Source organism: Chloroflexus sp., from assembly GCF_056331925.1.
The window spans coordinates 173190-191932 of record NZ_JBWGQH010000003.1 but is presented as its reverse complement, the minus strand read 5'-3'; the positions used below and the strand labels follow the sequence as shown (position 1 = coordinate 191932).

The window sequence follows — 18743 nt, the reverse complement described above, 5'->3', positions numbered from 1 at the left end:
CCTGAAACCATTTAAGGATTATTTAAACCTATGTCATCGTTGGCCACTTTAGCACAACCGCTCGCCGACGGACGCTTCCAGTGTCTCGCTTGTCAATGGCAATGCAGCCTAGCTGCAGATGAGCCAGGACGCTGCCGGATGCGAGTCGGACGAACTGACGGCATTGAGCTGCTCAATCATGGAATGATCAGCGGTGCGGCAATTGGCCCTATCGAAGACCATCGGCTCTGGCACTTTTTTCCCGACACCACCGTCCTCGCAATTGGCGGCTGGGGATACGCCTTGCCGCTCGATCAACAACGTGGGCAATACGGTTCTTTACCGGTCGAACCGGCCAAGCGGCGGCGTCTCGATCCACAACGAGCAGCCGATTTCGCGCTTGAACGGCTCTGCCGAGGCGTGGTGTGGGCTTTTGGTGAACCGGCGGTCAACTTTGAATACGTTCTGGCACTCATGCAACTCAGTCGGGCAGCGAGTCGTTATACAGCGATTGTCACCAGTGGGCTTCTGAGTAGCGAAGCCCTCGCCGAACTTGGCCCGTATCTCAACGGTATTAGTCTTGATCTGCGCGGTTTTTCCGACAATGCCTATCAACGGCTTGGCGGGATCAGCCATTGGCGTCCGATCTTGCGCTTTGCCGAAGAGGCCCAGCAGCGTTGGAAGTGTCATATCGAGATAACCACCCGCATCCACCACGGTGTGAACGATCACCCGGATGAACTTCGTGAGTTGGTGCATTGGATCAAGACGACGCTCGGTGAGGAGACGCCGTGGCATGTCTTACCGGGTGATGCCGGGAGCGAAACGGCGGCTGCCACTATGCGCGCACGCCGTATCGGTCACGAGGGCGGATTACAGTTCATTTACGGTGCTGAACCAAACCAGCCTACCCGCTGCCCGCTGTGTCACGCAACGTTAATCAGCCGGCAACAGGGAACGAGTCGTCGGGTGGGGCTTGACGGCAATCGTTGTACGAACTGTGGATACGCGGCGAACTTCTATCTGTCGATCTTTAAACACCATCGAGAGAGCGAGACGTGAGTACAACAACCGACAGTTGCCACTTCGGTAACGTATGACCACCAACCAATCGGTACACACCATGCATAAACCCGAAATTATGAGTCCGGCCGGCTATTGGCCGCAACTCCATGCCGCGATTGAGGCCGGCGCCGATGCCGTCTATTTTGGTTTGACACATTTCACGGCACGCGCGAAGGTCGGTTTTACGCTCGATGAGTTGCCGGAGGTGATGAAGACACTCCATCGCCGCGGCGTTAAAGGATACGTTACGTTCAATACCTTAGTGTTCGACCACGAGCTACGCACGGCGGCAAGAACTCTTGCAGCGATTGCCGCAGCCGGCGCCGATGCGATCATCGTGCAAGATCTCGGTATCGCAGCACTGGCCCATCAGATTGTGCCCGATCTCCCTATTCATGGCAGCACGCAGATGAGTATCACCAGTGCGGAAGGAGTAGCTTTTGCCGCACGCTATGGCGTCTCGCGGGTGGTATTGGCCCGCGAGTTGTCGCTGGCCGAGATTGCCGCCATTCGTTCACGTAGCCCTATCGAACTCGAAATCTTTGTCCATGGCGCCCTCTGCGTCTCGTATTCGGGACAGTGTTTTTCGTCAGAGGCATGGGGCGGGCGCAGTGCGAACCGTGGTCAATGCGCGCAAGCCTGTCGCCTACCCTACGAGTTGATCGTCGACGGACAACCGCGACCCCTCGGCGCGGCGCGCTATTTGCTCTCACCCGGCGATCTGGCCGCTATTGATGACATGACGACTATCGCTCGCCTGGGCGTGAGTGCACTCAAGATCGAAGGGCGGTATAAAAATGCTGAATACGTTGCGATCACAACCAACGCATATCGCCGCGCACTCGATGCGGCATGGGCCGGGCTTCCTTCCGATTTGACCGTTTCCGACCGGCTGTACCTCGAACAAGTGTACTCTCGTGGTTTGGGACCGCACTTTTTGCGCGGCACGAATCATCAGGCTGTCGTTGAAGGACGCGCCCCTCGCCACCGCGGTTTGTTGATGGGACGGGTGGTGCGTGTGCGTGCAGACGCGATCATTATCGTACCTGAACCGGGCCGCGAGGCGGCACCGCTCAAGCCTGGCGATGGTGTTGTCTTTGATGCCGCTGATTGGCGCAGCCCGGAAGAGCCAGAAGAGGGTGGTCGCATCTTTACGGTTGAACCGGTCGGTGATGGCTTGCTGGCAATTCGTTTCGCAAAGGGGGCGATTAATCCACGCCGTATTCGCGCTGGAGATCTGCTGTGGCGCACAAGTGATCCGCAAACCGAGCGAATAGCCCGCCCCTTCGTCCAACCGGCTGCACCGGTACGCCGCCAACCGGTGCGCGTCACAGCGCTGGTACGCGCCGGTGCGCCGCTTGAACTGCATTGGTCGCTTATTGCCCAACCGAGTTTGACCGTAACGGTACAGAGTCCGACACCTCTGACCACAGCCCAGAATCGGCCACTCGATGAAACGACGCTGCGAGAGCAATTGGGGCGGTTAGGCGACACTCCCTACCAATTGACCGAACTCAACGCGGTCATTGAAGGCAACCCGTTTGTGCCGGTATCGCTGCTCAACCAATTGCGCCGGCAAGCCACCGCTGCGCTCGCCGAGTTGCAAGGACGGCCACCGGCAATGAACATCCTTGATCCGGAGCAGGTGTTATCTACCATGCTTGCTGCCGTGGCCCCATCCGCACCACCGGACACTGCTCAGATTCACCTCCTGATCCGTTCACCCGATCAACTCGAAGCGGCGATTGCACTACAGCCAGCGAGTATCACGCTCGATTATCTCGACCTTGAAGGGTTGAAGCCGGCCCTGACCCACGTGCGCGCTGCCGGGATTGCAGTCCGTGTTGCCGCACCGCGGGTGCTCAAACCGGAAGATGAGCGAGTTACCCGCTTTTTACGTAAACTCAATGTACCGCTGCTCGTGCGCTCGACCGGCTTGCTCGACATGCTGCGCGACGATCCGACGGTTGAGTTGACCGGTGATTTTAGCCTCAACGCAGCCAATATCCTCACCGCCGATCTGCTGCTGCGGTCAGGATTACAACGGCTCACGCTGACCCACGATCTCAACGCCGAGCAGATCGCGCACTTAGCCGAACGGATCGGTGGTAGTCGGCTAGAAGCCATCGTCTATCACCATCTCCCTGTCTTTCATACCGAGCACTGTGTCTTTTGTCGTTTCTTATCAACTGGAACCAGTTACAAAGACTGCGGTCGCCCGTGTGAACGTCACCACGTTGCGCTGCGCGACACTCATGGTCGGGCGCACCCGGTCATTGCTGATGTTGGTTGCCGCAACACGGTCTTTGGGGCTGAAGCGCAAGAAGTGAGCAAATATCTCGACCGCTGGCACGCTGCCGGGATTGCTCACTACCGGCTCGAATTTGTCCACGAAACAGCAGCGCAGATTACTGCGGTGACAGAAGCCTTCCGTGCGTATTTGCAGGAAGAGATTGATGCTGCTGAACTAGGGCGACGTTGGCAACAAAGCGCACCACAAGGCGTCACCGAAGGTAGTTTCTTCCTACCGGCAAATTATCAGTACATTCCACTGATGTGAGGAGATGGACTATGGTCACCAGCTTGTGGGATCAACTGGCACGAAGACTGGTTGACGCGATTGGTGCGCAGCGCGGTGAGTTGATCGAAGTACGCGATGAGGCGGGTAATCAACGTCTCCTGCATGCCATCTTATGGGCGATTGAGAGCGTTGGCGCCGAACCACTGGTGCAAATATTGCCACCCAACAACGTCGAACGGTTATTGACTACCGTACCGGCAGCAATTTTAGCCGAACGTGATCGGCGACGGGCCGAGTGGCTATGTCAGGTTGAACGTTCACTCACGTTGATCGGCGCCCAACCGAATGTACAAACTGCACCGGTGGAAGCCCGTCGCGTGTTTACCGAGGTATATGATCGGCTCGCAGCAATCAGAGCAGAACGGCGGATTCCACAGGTCATTGCGGCCATTCCCACTATCGGCAAAGCGGCTCAACTCGGCATCAGCCACGAGGAGCTAGAGCTGCGGGTGATGCCGGCATTGCTGGTTGAACTAACCGATCTGGCCGTACAGGGCGAGCGCATAGCAAGCATGGTAGAAACGGCAACTGCTATTACCATCACGAGTGGGGCAGATTGCGAGCTACGGATGCGGCGCAGTGCGCAACCATGGTTGCGCAATTTTGGACGACTGGAAACGGTTTCTGATCGACCCGGCCAGCCGGTGATTAACGTACCGGCCGGCGCACTAACCACCACGGTTGATGAAGAGAGTGTTGAGGGAACGCTCTTCCTGCCGGTAGCCGGACCGGCCCGCGCTGTCCGGCTTACGTTCGCTCAAGGGCAGTTGATCCAGATCGAGGCGGCAAATGGTGGAGAACAGCTCACGGATCTGCTCAACCGCACGTCACGTCGGATGCGCTTGATCGGCATTGGTTTGAACCCACATTTATGCCAACCGCTCGGCTGGTCAATCGTTGATAAGCACGTTCAGGGCGCGATCTTCACGACCTTCACCGCCGGTAACGCATATCACTCGTGGCTGAACATCGATGTTGCCACAACCTCGGCTAGTTTGCGCGCCGATGATCGGCTCATTGTGGCAGAGGGGAAGCTGGTAGGGTGAGAGGTTTCGCTCCTCTCCCCTGTGGGGGGAGAGGAGCGTCTTCACCTACCTTGTTGCGCTGCTGCGACGATCTTACCCTTCGCTACCAATTCGCTCATTGTGATGATGTAGGGATGCAGCAGCGTATCTTCGGCGATAAACGGGATGTGTTGACGGATCAACTCATACACCGGGCCGGTGCCGCGACCAAGTCGTGCTGCTGAACCCAAGGCTTGACGGCGAAAATCGATGCCTTGTGCGGCGGCAAATAGCTCCAACGCCAAGATCTGAGCGACATTATCGAGGATCGAACGTAATTTAAGACCGGCGGTTAGACCCATACTCACGTGATCCTCGACGTTGGCCGAGGTCGGAATACTATCAACGCTGGCCGGATGGGCGAGCACCTTATTTTCAGTGGCTAAGGCAGCAGCGGTATATTGGACAATCATAAATCCTGAGTTGAGACCACCGTCACGGGTGAGAAACGCCGGTAATACGTGCGTGTTGGAAGCTTCGTCAGTTAGGCGCATTAAACGTCGCTCAGCGATGTTGCCCAATTCGGCAACGGCTAAGCCGAGGTAATCTAACGCAATCGCGAGGGGTTCACCGTGAAAGTTTCCACCGGAGATTACCTCAACGTTACCATCATCATCGACAAAAATCAGTGGATTATCGGTCACGGCATTGAGTTCGATGGAGAATACCCATCGTGCATACGCAATCGCATCACGGACAGCACCATGGACTTGGGGAATACAGCGTAACGTGTACGCATCTTGGACGTGACGAGGATCGTTCGTGCGCACAAACTCACTACCGGCGAGTAAGTCGCGCAGATGAGCGGCACACTCGATCTGCCGCGGAAAGGGACGTAGCGCATGGAGACGCGGATCGAACGCTGCCGGTGTACCGTGAAGAGCCTCAAGGCTCAGACAACCGGCAATATCGGCGGTCGCACTCAACAACTCGGCACGTGCTGTTTCGAGCACGCCCAGCGCACACATGACTGCCGTTCCGTTCGTGAGTGCCAAACCCTCTTTTGCCGCCAAGTGGAGCGGTTGCCAGCCTAACCGTTGCAATACGACAGTTGCCGGCATCACCTCTCCATGCCATTCGACCTCTCCCAACCCGAGCATCGGTAACGCCATATGGGCGAGTGGCGCGAGATCACCGCTCGCCCCCAGCGAACCTTTACCAGGGATGCGCGGATGAACACCGTAGTTGAGCATATCGATCAGCCGTTCGAGCGTTTCCAGGCGCACACCCGAATGACCACGGGCGAGAGTATTGGCACGGATGAGCATAATGGCCCGCGTCGTAGGCAGATCGAAGACCGGCCCCACTCCTACAGCATGGCTGACCAGAATGTTGTACTGCAATTGTTCGACTTGTTCGGGCGCAATCACCCGATCCTTGAATGCCCCAAAACCGGTGGTGATCCCATAGGCGACCACGCCACGAGCGAGTAAATCTTGAACAGCTTGGGCTGCGCGGGTTACTCGCTCGCGCGCTACGGGGGCCAGGCGTACCGCCGGGTTACCGGGTTGACCATAGGCTACGGCCAAAACCTGCTCGATAGTAAGGCTTGCCCCATCAAGAAGCACTTCGTCACCAGACATAGCTTTCAACCATCGTAAACGTTACAATACGCTCGGTACCATGCTTAATCATTGGTAACTACGACCTGCCCTCGTTTGATCACCTGTGCCACCGGCATTCCACCTAACTCATACATCAGCCAGCGATAATCATCGGCGGCCAAGATGAGCAGATCGGCCTGCATGCCCGGCATTAATGCTCCAACACGCCCACCGCGACCGATCGCATAGGCAGCGTTGACCGTCGTTGCAATCAATGTCTCGGCAGGAAGCATGCGCAGATAGCGACAGGCGATTGCCATTGTCAACGGTAATGACAGCGATGGCGCCGAACCGGGGTTGGCATCGGTGCTGAGCGCAACGGCAACGCCGGCATCGATCATTGCCCGCGCAGCAGCAAAATGGCTCAGACCGAGATTGAGCGAGACGAGCGGTAACAAGACGGCGACGGTCGAGCTGGCTGCAAGTGCTGTAAAGGCCGACGGGCTGGTGACATCGAGGTGATCGACTGACGTGGCGCCCAGTTCAAGCGCCATTGCCAGCCCACCCAGCTCGACAAACTCATCGACGTGGGCTTTGCGCAGCAGGCCCAAATTGCGTGCTGCGTCTAACACTCGCCGGCTCTGCGCCACATCGAACGCACCGCGCTCACAGAAGACATCAACGAAGAGCGGAATCTCGCGCGCAGCGAATGATGAGACAGCATACCAGTCGCGAGCGAGCGGCAACATCGACTCGACCACCAGATCAATGTAGGCATCGGCTCGACCGGTAAACTCTGGTGGCACCGCATGCGCCGCGAGAAAGGTAGGGACAAGCTCAATCGGTTGTGCCGCATCAAGCAGCGCAATAGCTGCCAATTGACGTAATTCTGCGTCGCGTTCAAGACCGTAACCGGTCTTCACTTCGGCGGTAGTCGTCCCGAACGACAACATCTGCCGCAAGCGAGGTAGTGCCGCATGAACCAGTTCAGTAGTTGTCGCCGCACGGGTGAGCCGCATGGTGCGTAAAATACCACCACCGGCGGCCATAATCTCTTGATACGTAGCGCCGGCACAGCGCTGTTCAAATTCCTCAACCCGATCACCGGCGTACACGATATGGGTATGACAATCGACCAAACCGGGACACACGGCCCGTCCACGGGCATCAATCTCATGGGACGCACGGAAGCGACGGCGGACATCGGTGTCAGGACCAACGGCCACAATGGTCGATCCACGAATAGCGACTGCTCCGTCGCGGATGACTCCCAATTCGCGCATCGCCGGGCCACGACGCAAACCGGGCGGCCCGGCACACGTTACGAGTTGTGTGGCCGAGTGGATCAGCAGGTCACAGGGTTCTATCATACGCTACTGCCCCAACATCGGCATATCGATCCCGTGCCGGCGAGCAAATGCAATCGCCTCTGGATAACCAGCATCGGCGTGGCGCACAACGCCCATACCGGGATCAGTGGTGAGCACCCGCTCGATCCGGCGCGCGGCTTCGGGGGTACCATCGGCGACGATCACTTGCCCGGCGTGGATGCTGTAGCCGATACCGACGCCACCACCGTGATGAATGCTGACCCACGTCGCGCCGCCAACCGCATTGAGCAGGGCATTGAGCAATGGCCAATCGGCGATGGCATCAGAACCATCACGCATACCTTCCGTTTCACGGTTGGGACTCGCCACCGAGCCGGCATCGAGATGGTCGCGCCCGATAACAATCGGTGCTTTCACCGCTCCACGGGCGACAAGATCGTTTAACAGAAGACCGGCCTTTGCTCGTTCACCATAGCCAAGCCAACAGATGCGAGCCGGTAAGCCTTGAAACGTGACGTATTCACGGGCCAGCCGTAGCCAACGACCAAGATGCTCATTATCGGGGAACAACTCGCTGATTGCACCATCGGTAATGTAAATATCTTCGGGGTCGCCGGAGAGCGCCACCCAGCGGAACGGGCCTTTACCTTCGCAAAACAAAGGGCGGATATAGGCCGGCACGAAACCGGGGTAGCTAAAAGCATCCTTAACGCCGGCATCGAACGCGCGCTGACGCAGATTATTGCCGTAATCGAACACGATGCAGCCACGCCGTTGCCATTCAAGCAATACGCGCACATGCTCAGCCATCGACTCCAATGCCCGGCGATCGTATTCGTCAGGATCACGCTCGCGCAACGCAGCCGCTTCTTCCAACGACAGACTGGCCGGAATATAACCGTAGCGCACATCGTGGGCACTTGTCTGATCGGTAGCGACATCGGGTGTTACACCACGACGAAGCATTTCGGGTAACACCTCACTCGCATTCCCGATCAACGCGATTGAGAGAGGAGTACCGGCTGCCCGCGCCTCTTCTGCCCACGTCATCGCTTCTTCGAGATCATCGCTCAGGCGATCAACTTGGCGGAGACGGAGACGCCGTTCAGCCCGCCAACGATCAACCTCTACGGCAATAATCACGCCCTCGTTCAAGGTCACGGCCAACGGCTGCGCACCACCCATCTCGCCAAGACCGGCAGTCACCACCAGTTTGCCACGCAGCGTCCCCCAACCGGCCGAGCGGGCCAGTGCGCCGAACGTCTCATACGTACCTTGCAAAATCCCTTGCGTGCCGATATAAATCCAACTCCCTGCCGTCATCTGCCCGTACATCGTCAGCCCGGCCGCTTCCCAACGGTCAAAATTGGCCTGCGTAGCCCATGCCGGCACGAGATGAGCGTTGGCGATCAAGACCCGTGGTGCATCGAGGTGGGTACGAAAGACGGCAACCGGCTTACCCGATTGTACGATCAGGGTTTCGTCAGGCTGAAGACGGCGCAAGGTAGCGAGAATCGCGTCGAAGCAAGCCCAATTGCGGGCAGCACGCCCACGCCCACCGTAGACGATCAAATGCTCTGGATCGAAGGCGACATCGGGATCAAGGTTATTTTGGATCATACGGTATGCCGCTTCGATCTGCCAATTTGCACAGGTGAGTGACGTACCGCGAGGGGCGCGAACAATCCGAGACATGCGTACCTCCTTGTACAAGCATGGCATTCATTGCCGCAGTGATGATATGGTAGCGCGAAATACGTATTCCGACAAGCGATAGCCGGCGCCAAGACGAGACGTACCTTACGGCACCCTTCATCAGCGTGCGCTCGCTGCTGCATGGCAATACAATGCAGCGGCGGCAGCATCCCATCCCTTGTCCATCATCGCAAGACAGCAACAGAACCGGTCTTGGGGAAGAAGCAGCAAGAGTACGACACAAACACCTGAATGGAGTGAAGAATTGCAAGCCTGCAAGACGATGCCATTTCAGGCAACCATACTCTCGACCAGCGGAGGAAACAGCAAGAGGATAACCATCATCAGTCCGGTATTCTGGTTCAGGCGCAACGGTTCGGCCAACAGCATTACTATAATCACCGCACCCGCGCCGATCAGCCAGAAGAACCAGGCTTTGCGTCTCCTGCCCTGACGTTTTGCCATTATAGCAGCACCTAGTCCGTTACCCACCATCACACCGAGGATTGAGCCGAGCACACCTAGCCCCAAATCTAACATTGACATTGAGCCACTGAAGAGGAAGCGTCCTATTAGCAAGCCCAAGGCACCTCCCGTCGCTCCAAGTATCATCGCGCCACTCAGTGCACCCATAAAGATCATGAAACGAGATTTTAATTTCATACAGAGAACTTCCTTACATCTTTGAGCGTTACCGTGGGTGACCATTCCTTGTATGAATTCGGCATTTGTTGTCGCAGTGATGATATAGTAGCGCGAAATACGTGTTCCAACAAGTGATCGCCGGTGCCAAGACGAGACTCACCTTGCGGCACTCTCATCAGCGTGCGCTTGCCGCTGCATAGCGATGCAATGCAGTGGTGGCGGCCCTTCCCGACAACGCCGGGCCGTGGCCAAAACAGAGTGTTGCAAACTGACGTTGGGCTAGACGGTGTACACTGTGGACCAACGCAGTGGCATCTTCGAGCACGATGGGTTGCTGTAAACTTTTTCCTCGATGCATAACTGTATCGGCAGCAAAAAGTACCTGTTGGCTCGACCAATACAACCCGATCTGACCGGCACTGTGGCCGGGTAGATGAATGACTTCGAGACCACCGGCCACAGGGATCGTTTCGCCATCGGTGACCAAGCGGTCAACACACGCCGGCGAAAACGTTGACGGCATAAACCGTTTGGCAACACCACACGCAACCCGATTAAACCAGCCGGGGGAACTGACGGTTGTTGGGCGTATCGCTTGGCCGGCTGCCACCAATTCGGCATCAAGCGGATGCATCCAGACCGTCGCGCCAGTTTGTGCTTGCAGCGCAGCCACATTACCGGCGTGATCGATATGGTGATGCGTCACAATGATATGTTGTACTTGTTTGGGAGAACGCCCAAGGAAGTTCAGTGCAGCCAATACTCGGGCGCCTTGATCGGGGTAGCCGGTGTCAATAATGGTGACGTGACCGGCCATCAGAATAAAGAAGACGTTGACTGAAGAGAGGGGAATCGGTAGGGTGAGTTCGTACAATCCGGGAACCAGCAGACGCGGTTTTGGCATATGGGTCTATACCCTTTCCATTATTAGGCGCGGGGTCGGGGCAACCCTTGTGGTTGCCCCAATGGTTGCCCCAACAGGACGACCCTCGTGGCTACCATCTCTGCTCAGTAATTCTCTTTCAGCCACTGCCGCCAACCAGCATCGAATTCGGCGTAGGTTATGCCAAACGCTTTTTGCAACGCCTTATCGTAAAACTCGATCCCAGTACCCGGCGTATCACGCACCGCAGCCGCAAAACGCCAGAACCCATCCAGCCCACCTTGCGTCTCAACGATATATGCGACCAGCGAGTACGCAAACCCGTAGGCAAGGCTCCGATCAACCTCCAACGTCGTCATATGGTCCATGTCCTGCGGACGAACGCCACCGTTAGGGTCGACCAACGGGATAATGCGGCCCCGGCGTACTGCGGCACTCACTGCATTGCGCCGCGGATTGTTTGAGACATACTCGGCCAAACCCTCACTCATCCAGTCAGTGATTCGATACTCTTGGGCAAATGCACGGGTATACGCCCAATGGGTCAGTTCATGCACAATCGTGCTGTACAGCTCCGCTTCCCAACCCACATTCGGGTCGTAGAAGCCAAAGGCATAGGAGAAGGGCGCAAAAATATCGACGCGGTCGTTGCGGGGGCGTGAACCTGCCGAATACCAAGCTAATGAGTTGGGATTGACCGGTGGCGTAATACCAAAGATCGGGCGGAGATAGACGTTGAACTTGTTCTCAGGCGTGCGACCAAGGGTGTCGATTACTTGCTGGCGGGCGCGCAGGACCATATCTTCAATGATAGTGTTGACTTCTGCCGACCATTCGTAGGTGTTGAGTGTGAAATACTCATTGTCGATCTTGATCTTTGCACCCAACTGCTCCTCGGTTGGCTCGCTCATCACCCAACGTCCGTCTTCCATCTGGCGGAAGAGCAGATCGCGCCGGTAGCCACCGTCATCAATTGCAGCCTGCCAAAAGCCATGCTCGCGCGGTTTGACCTCGAGCACACGCATACGGCTAAACCGTGAACCGCTGAACGATGACTCCTGAAACGTGTTGAACCGTTCTTCCACCAACCGACGGAAAGGCGCATTGGTCTGATCAACGACTGAGCGGAGTAATTCAACGTTGTTGGTATTGTACGCTTCAACATAATCATCGAGTACTTGCTGAATACCGGCAGACACCGCTTCCGGCGTCAACGTGTCGGTAGCCGGTGCAACCGTTGGTGGTACCGATGTGACAACAGCGGTCGGTGCTGCTGTTGGTTCAGCAACGGTACTGGCCGGCGTTTGCACTGTTTGGGGTGTACATGCTGTCAAAACAACAAGCAACAGCATCAACCAACTTCCGATGCGTAACATATAACCTCCCAGGGCAACTATTTAGGTATCTCACGATATTGTACCGCGTTCAGGATACTTATGGGATATACTACGGCGAGAGAAATGGTCGTGATAGGGAACTGAGAATCTATCCATTCTATCTTTGCTTCGCATGGATCTTACACTCATCGAATGGCTACACTCGGCAGAAGGTCAGGCGATCTTGGCCGAACTTGCTATTCGCGAGCTACGCGAAACCGACCTCTTGGCCGAACTAAACCGGCTTCGTCGCCACCTACCTGCTGAACGAGCGCGAGCGGCGATTGAACAAGCATTGCTACGGCGCAAAGCCATCGCGAAGTTTCCGTATGCCGACCGAATGCTGTTTACCCGCGACGCCCTCGAACAGGCATCGGCGGCTCCGGTAGCCGCACACCGTGCTGCGCGATTAGTCTGCCAGAGCAGAGTGGCCGATCTAGGTTGTGGGATCGGCGGTGATACGATTGCAATGGCCCTTGCCGGCATACAGGTGATCGCGGTGGAACGCGATCCGATTCGGTTGGCACTGGCGCAAGCAAATCTCGCCGCATTAGGGCTGGATGAGCGGGTGCTGTGGCTCGAACGCGACCTGTTGCACGAACCGCCACCGCACGCCGATGCGCTCTTCTGTGACCCGGCTCGTCGCATCGGCGACCGACGGGTCTTTGATCCGGCTGCGTTTCAGCCACCGCTGACTCACGTGCTAGGCTGGCAGCGCCACAATCCGGCACTCGTGGTCAAGTTGGCGCCCGGCATTGACCGCAACCACATACCGGCAGAGGCAGAACTGGAGTTTGTCTCGTTCGACGGTGAATTGAAGGAGGCAGTGCTCTGGTGCGGCCCTTTAGCGACGACCGAACGGCGAGCAACGGTATTGAACGGTGCAGGCAACGCGGTATCGCTGACCACCGGCGCAGCACCGCGACCACCCTTGAGTACACCGCAGACCGTACTCTACGAACCTGACCCCACCATCATCCGGGCCGGGCTAATTGCCGAACTGGCCGCTCAACTCGGTGCTGCCCAACTTTCACCCGATATTGCCTACCTCACCACCACGACCTATCACCCCACACCATTCGCCCGCCCATGGCCGATTGTTACGTGGCTGCCCTTTCAACTGAAGCGGCTCCGGGCACTACTGCGCGACCTTGACGCCGGCCCGGTCACCGTCAAGAAGCGAGGTTCACCGCTCGATACAACGACACTGGCCCACCAGCTCAGCGGCAATGGCAATCGTCGGCTCGTGGTCGTGCTAACCCGACTCCCCTCTGGCCCTATTGCAGTGATATGTGATGAAATGATCGCAAACGACAATCGGTAAGAGCAAACCCAGCAACTCGAAGGAACCCACTCCTGCACGGTCCACCTTGCGATTGATGGCAAACCTAAGGCAAGCATGCTACCTTATGCCAAGGAATTATTGACTCAGCAAAAGGTTTACCACAATGACCCTCGCACAGCACACTCGCTATCGGGGCTTAAGCATCCTCATCGTGATTAACTTCATGATGTACGCCGGCTTTTTCATGGTCATCCCGCTCGTATCAGTCCATTATGTCCAAACGATGGGCTTTGCCGCAGTGACGGTCGGGATGGCGCTCGCGTTGCGCCAACTCGTTCAGCAAGGGGTGAGTGTCGGCGGTGGGGTGCTCTCAGATCGCTTTGGCGGACGTAGCCTGATTACCGCCGGCGTCTTGATCCGCGCTCTTGGGTTCGTCAGCCTTGCCTTTGCCAACACACCATTGCTGCTCTTCGCCGCGATGCTACTCTCGGCGCTCGGTGGAGCACTCTTTGAAGCACCGAGTCGAGCCGGAATTGCTGCGTTGACAACCCCTGACGAACGCGCCCATGCCTTTTCGATCAACGGAGTGGGCAGTGGTTTAGGTATGGTAGTCGGGCCGCTCGTTGGTTCACTCTTGCTCGATTTTGGCTTTACTACGGTAGCCCTGGCAGCCGCCATCTGTTTTGCCCTGATCGGCGTGCTCAGCTTACTCTTGCCGCCACTTGAGACGGCAAGTGATCGGACACGGCTAGGGTTTGGTTTAGGGTTGGCATTGCGCGACCGGCCCTTTCTGATCTTTACAGCCTTACTAATGGGCTACTGGTCTATGTGGGTCCAATTGACGATCAGCTTACCACTGGCCGGCGAGCGATTAGCCAATGCTGCCGATGCGGTGCGGTGGATCTATGGTATCAATGCGGGGATGACCGTCCTCTTGCAAATACCGATCATGGGGCTGGTTGAACGACGCCTCCGACCACCCACCATCCTGATCCTCGGGATTGCGTTGATGGCCGGTGGTCTGGGAATGGTTGCCATCGCCGAGACGTTTCCATGGCTCATCGGTTGTGTCGTTATCTTTACCATCGGCACCTTGCTTGCCACCCCATCCCAACAGAGCGTAACTGCCGCACTCGCCGACCCACGCGCACTTGGTTCATACTTCGGGGTTAATGCCCTGGCACTCGCATTTGGCGGCGGACTAGGGAACCTGAGCGGTGGTCTGTTGATCGATCTCGCTACCGTTCTCCATCTCCCGGCACTCCCGTGGATCATTTTTGCAACGATTGGTCTTATTAGCGCTACCGGTCTCGTCATCCTCGATCGTAAGTTGCAACGACAATCAAACATCGCCGTCAACGCCCAACAGCAATCATCGCCGTAAGCTGGTTTAGAATAGACACACTGCCCCTGATTTGGCTAGAAAGGACGAGCATTATGCCCAACAACCGTTTCGCATTCTTTAACGGCGACATCGTTCCGATCGAGCAAGCGCAAGTCAGTGTGATGACCAATGCGCTCAACTACGGTACCGGCTGCTTTGAGGGTATTCGTGGGTATTGGAATCCCGATCATCAACAGCTCTACGTCTTTTGTCTGCGCGAACATCTGGAGCGTATGCACCGCTCGGCCCGCATCTTGATGATGAAGATGCCTTACAGTGTTGACGAATTATGCCAGATTACCATCGATCTGTTGCGGCGCGAAGAGTTCCGCGAAGATGTCTACATTCGTCCACTGCTGTACAAGAGTGATCCGGCCATCTCGGTACAAATGCACGGTCTCACCGACAGTTTCACCATGTTTGCGCTTGGCTTTGGGCAATATCTCAGTGGTTCGTCCATTCGCGTGTGCGTTTCCTCGTGGCGACGGATCGATGACAACATCATCCCATCGCGGGCGAAGGCGTGTGGTGCATACCTTAACTCGGCGCTGGCGAAGAGCGAAGCCTTGCTCAACGGGTACGATGAGGCGATTGTGCTGAGCAGCGACGGCCATGTCTCAGAGGCATCGGCAGCGAATCTGTTTATCGTGCGTAACGGTGTGTTGATTACTCCGCCAACCAGCGGCGATATTCTGGAAGGGATCACGCGACAAGTCGTAATCGAGCTGGCACACAAGCAGTTAGGCTTGCCGGTAAAAGAAGCGCCGATTGATCGAACTGAGTTGTACGTCGCCGACGAAGCCTTCTTCTGCGGCACCGGCGTCGAGATCAAACCGATTGTTGAGATTGACCGCCGTCCTATTGGGAACGGTACCATCGGCCCGATCGGCACGATGCTGGTCAATTTGTACGCGGACGTGGTACGGGGACGGATCGCGGCCTACCGACACTGGTGTACGCCGGTGTATGCCAACTAAAAGGCGTTCTTGCCCTTCTCTGTTGAGGAGGGCAACCAACTATTCCGTATCTCGACGTGGCACAAAGCACATGTTATAATACGTATAACCTTTGACAGTGTTGTCAGCATAACGGCCCGACAAAGGAGTTTGGCCATGATTACGAAACGTCTCGGTCCTACCGGCAAAGTGCGGGTGACCTTCTCGCTACCCGCCGCTCTCTGGGCCGACACCATCTACCTCGTCGGTGATTTCAACGGTTGGAATCGTCATGCAACTCCCCTCCGCGCCACTGAACACGGTTGGATGGTAACGCTCGACCTTGAAGCTGGGCGCACCTACCAATACCGTTATCTCGTCAACGACAACGAATGGCATAACGACTGGAACGCCGACGGCTATGTACCAAACCCCTACGGTGGTGACAACTCGGTGGTAGATACAACTATCTTTGCCCACCTTCCCCCCGACGAAGAACGGGCTGTCCGTGAACCGATCTTGACCCCATTGCCCAAACACCCCCCTCGCCTACGGCACGTCTCAACCGGATGAAGCAAAGTTTGTTATAATGCCGATAGCGACGCGAAAGGGCGCAGCAACCTGCGCCCTTTTGTCTATCGGTACTTACAAGACAGATAGATCAGGTACATGATGACGACTCATAGTATTCCGGTGCTCGATTTTGGTTCCCAGACGGCGCAGTTGATCGTGCGACGGCTACGCGAATTGGGCTATTATAGCGAGTTGCTCGCACACGATACGCCGGAAGCGCAGATCCGTGCGCTAAACCCGGTTGGAATTGTCCTCAGTGGTGGGCCGGCCAGTGTGTATGAACCGGGGGCACCAACCTTACCGCCATGGCTCCTCGAAAGCAAGCTACCCGTGCTTGGAATTTGCTACGGTATGCAACTGATCAGCCACACCCTCGGCGGTATGGTGCGTCGTCCATCTGGGCGTGAGTACGGCCCGGCGATGATCACCGTCACCCAACCCCACCCACTTTTTGCCGATACCCCCACCGAACAGCCGGTCTGGATGAGTCACGGTGACCGGATCGAGCAGTTGCCCGCCGGCTTTACGGCAATTGCCTCCAGCCAGGCCACGCCGTTTGCCGCCATTGCCGACGACCACCGACGCTGGTACGGTGTCCAGTTTCACCCGGAAGTGGTGCATACCGTGTATGGGCGAGCACTTTTGACCAACTTTGCCAAACTATGCGGGGCAAAACCCGAATGGCAGCCGAGCAGTTTTGTCACCGAAGCGATTGAACGGGTCCGAGCACAGGTCGGCTCACACGGGCGCGTTATCTGCGCCCTCTCCGGCGGGGTTGATTCGGCAGTGGCGGCCCTGATCATCCATCGCGCTATCGGCGACCGGTTGACCTGCGTGTTCGTTGATAACGGCCTCTTGCGCGCCGGCGAAGCTGATCAGGTCATCAACACCTTCCGCGAACATTTTCACGTACCGCTGATCGCGGTTGATGCGCGTGAAGAGTTTCTCGCTGCATTAGATGGTGTGGTTGATCCTGAGCAGAAGCGCAAGATTATCGGTGAGAAGTTTATTCGCATTTTCGAGCGCGAAGCGCGTGCGTTAGCAGGCGTGGAGTTCCTCGCTCAAGGGACGCTCTACCCCGATGTGATCGAATCGACTGCACCGGACCGACCGAAGGCAGCGAAGATCAAAACGCATCACAACGTTGGCGGGCTACCCGCCGACATGCAACTGAAGCTGGTTGAGCCGCTCCGCTACCTCTTCAAAGATGAAGTACGCGCAGCAGGGCTGCAACTCGGCTTGCCCGAAGAGTGGGTATGGCGACATCCTTTCCCCGGACCCGGTCTCGCCGTGCGGATCATCGGTACCGTAACGTGGGAACGGCTAGAGACATTGCGCAAAGCCGACAGCATCTTCCTTGAAGAGCTGCGGGCAAGCGGCTACTACCGTGCAACCCAACAGGCATTCGCCGTTCTTCTGCCGGTGCAAAGCGTCGGTGTGATGGGGGACGGGCGTAGTTATGGGTTCACTATCGCACTGCGCGCGATTACCACCGAAGACTACATGACAGCCGACTGGGCGCGCTTACCCTACGAATTACTGGCACACGTCAGTAGCCGAATTGTGAATGAGGTCGAAGGCGTCAATCGCGTCGTATACGATATTTCGTCAAAGCCACCGGCTACTATCGAGTGGGAGTAGCGATCATCGCTGCCGGTATGCTACAATAAAGCCATGCGTGTACCACAAACCATCGCAATCGACGGTCAATCGGCAGCAGGGAAAAGTACACTCGGCGCTTTATTGGCCGAGGCGCTAGGCTATCTCTATTTCGATACCGGAGTGATGTATCGCGCACTAGCACTAGCCGCATTACGGGCGGGTATCGATCCCGACGATGAAGCAGCCCTGAGCGAATTGGCCCATCAGTTAGTCATTGATGTCACCCAACCGACAGTCGCCGATGGACGGCAGTACACCGTTTTGGTCAACGGTGAAGATGTAACGTGGGCAATCCGCAGCCCCGAAGTCGAGCGGATCGTCTCACGCGCCGCTCGTTTCCCTTCGGTGCGACGCGAAATGGTTCGTCAACAGCAACTTATCGGTCAGCGCGGACGAGTGGTGATGGTAGGGCGCGATATTGGTACCGTGGTCATGCCCGACGCCGATCTGAAGATCTATTTGCAAGCGTCATTGGCCGAACGTGCCCGCCGGCGGGCTGCCGAGTTGCGCAGCCGGAATATTGACATGCCCCTCGAACAAATTGCCGCTGCCCTGGCCGAACGCGATGCGCTCGATGCCCACGTTTCACAACCGGCTGCCGATGCGATCATTCTCGTTAACGATGGGTTGACCCCGGCAGAAGAGGTGGCATTGGTGCTCAACCGTTTTGTGTATAGCGAACAGGCGCTGGAGAATGGCCATTAATGTAGATTGACCTATGCCTCGCACGTTTAGCCAGTC

The 18743-nt window shown here is 56.9% G+C and carries 15 protein-coding genes; 9 read left to right on the top strand and 6 right to left on the bottom strand.

Annotated elements, in window-relative coordinates:
• Positions 1 to 30: 30 nt before the first annotated feature.
• From AC01ZF_RS03040 to AC01ZF_RS03030, 3 genes are all read left to right on the top strand, one after another.
• Positions 31 to 1041: a radical SAM protein gene (locus AC01ZF_RS03040; RefSeq protein ID WP_428112553.1), complete on the top strand. Its 1011-nt coding sequence runs from the start codon at positions 31 to 33 to the stop codon at positions 1039 to 1041.
• A gap of 61 nt (positions 1042 to 1102) precedes the next feature.
• Positions 1103 to 3604: a U32 family peptidase gene (locus AC01ZF_RS03035; protein ID WP_476575106.1), complete on the top strand. Its 2502-nt coding sequence runs from the start codon at positions 1103 to 1105 to the stop codon at positions 3602 to 3604.
• Between the two features lie 11 nt (positions 3605 to 3615).
• On the top strand, positions 3616 to 4671 hold the full coding sequence (locus AC01ZF_RS03030; protein WP_424675489.1) for a M29 family metallopeptidase: 1056 nt from the start codon (positions 3616 to 3618) through the stop codon (positions 4669 to 4671).
• Between the two features lie 41 nt (positions 4672 to 4712).
• Here AC01ZF_RS03030 and hutH read toward each other — a convergent pair whose 3' ends face one another.
• The 6 genes from hutH to AC01ZF_RS03000 form a co-directional block, all read right to left on the bottom strand.
• On the bottom strand, positions 4713 to 6272 hold the full coding sequence (gene hutH, locus AC01ZF_RS03025; RefSeq protein ID WP_424675490.1) for a histidine ammonia-lyase: 1560 nt from the start codon (positions 6270 to 6272) through the stop codon (positions 4713 to 4715).
• A gap of 44 nt (positions 6273 to 6316) precedes the next feature.
• Positions 6317 to 7603, bottom strand: a complete 1287-nt coding sequence (gene hutI / locus AC01ZF_RS03020; RefSeq protein WP_424675491.1) for an imidazolonepropionase — start codon at positions 7601 to 7603, stop codon at positions 6317 to 6319.
• A gap of 3 nt (positions 7604 to 7606) precedes the next feature.
• The gene (gene hutU, locus AC01ZF_RS03015) at positions 7607 to 9259 is read right to left on the bottom strand and encodes a urocanate hydratase (RefSeq protein WP_424675492.1); all 1653 of its coding nucleotides are present in this window, start codon (positions 9257 to 9259) and stop codon (positions 7607 to 7609) included.
• A 291-nt stretch (positions 9260 to 9550) separates the two neighbouring features.
• Positions 9551 to 9922: a thiamine pyrophosphate-dependent enzyme gene (locus tag AC01ZF_RS03010; RefSeq protein WP_424675493.1), complete on the bottom strand. Its 372-nt coding sequence runs from the start codon at positions 9920 to 9922 to the stop codon at positions 9551 to 9553.
• Between the two features lie 157 nt (positions 9923 to 10079).
• Complete coding sequence (locus tag AC01ZF_RS03005) at positions 10080 to 10808, bottom strand: MBL fold metallo-hydrolase (protein WP_424675494.1); 729 nt, start codon at positions 10806 to 10808, stop codon at positions 10080 to 10082.
• Between the two features lie 104 nt (positions 10809 to 10912).
• A complete protein-coding gene (locus AC01ZF_RS03000; RefSeq protein ID WP_424675495.1) occupies positions 10913 to 12163 on the bottom strand; it encodes a hypothetical protein in 1251 nt (416 codons plus the stop codon).
• A gap of 133 nt (positions 12164 to 12296) precedes the next feature.
• Here AC01ZF_RS03000 and AC01ZF_RS02995 point away from each other — a divergent pair, with 133 nt between their 5' ends.
• From AC01ZF_RS02995 to cmk, 6 genes are all read left to right on the top strand, one after another.
• Positions 12297 to 13487: a class I SAM-dependent methyltransferase gene (locus AC01ZF_RS02995; RefSeq protein WP_428131492.1), complete on the top strand. Its 1191-nt coding sequence runs from the start codon at positions 12297 to 12299 to the stop codon at positions 13485 to 13487.
• 124 nt (positions 13488 to 13611) lie between these two features.
• The gene (locus AC01ZF_RS02990; RefSeq protein WP_476575105.1) at positions 13612 to 14832 is read left to right on the top strand and encodes an MFS transporter; all 1221 of its coding nucleotides are present in this window, start codon (positions 13612 to 13614) and stop codon (positions 14830 to 14832) included.
• Between the two features lie 53 nt (positions 14833 to 14885).
• Positions 14886 to 15809: a branched-chain amino acid transaminase gene (locus tag AC01ZF_RS02985; RefSeq protein ID WP_424675498.1), complete on the top strand. Its 924-nt coding sequence runs from the start codon at positions 14886 to 14888 to the stop codon at positions 15807 to 15809.
• 135 nt (positions 15810 to 15944) lie between these two features.
• Entirely contained in the window at positions 15945 to 16340 is a 396-nt protein-coding gene (locus AC01ZF_RS02980) for an isoamylase early set domain-containing protein (protein WP_424675499.1), read from the top strand.
• Positions 16341 to 16436: 96 nt separating this feature from the next.
• Positions 16437 to 17981, top strand: a complete 1545-nt coding sequence (guaA, locus tag AC01ZF_RS02975; RefSeq protein ID WP_476575104.1) for a glutamine-hydrolyzing GMP synthase — start codon at positions 16437 to 16439, stop codon at positions 17979 to 17981.
• 33 nt (positions 17982 to 18014) lie between these two features.
• Complete coding sequence (gene cmk, locus AC01ZF_RS02970; RefSeq protein ID WP_424675500.1) at positions 18015 to 18707, top strand: (d)CMP kinase; 693 nt, start codon at positions 18015 to 18017, stop codon at positions 18705 to 18707.
• Positions 18708 to 18743: the final 36 nt, after the last annotated feature.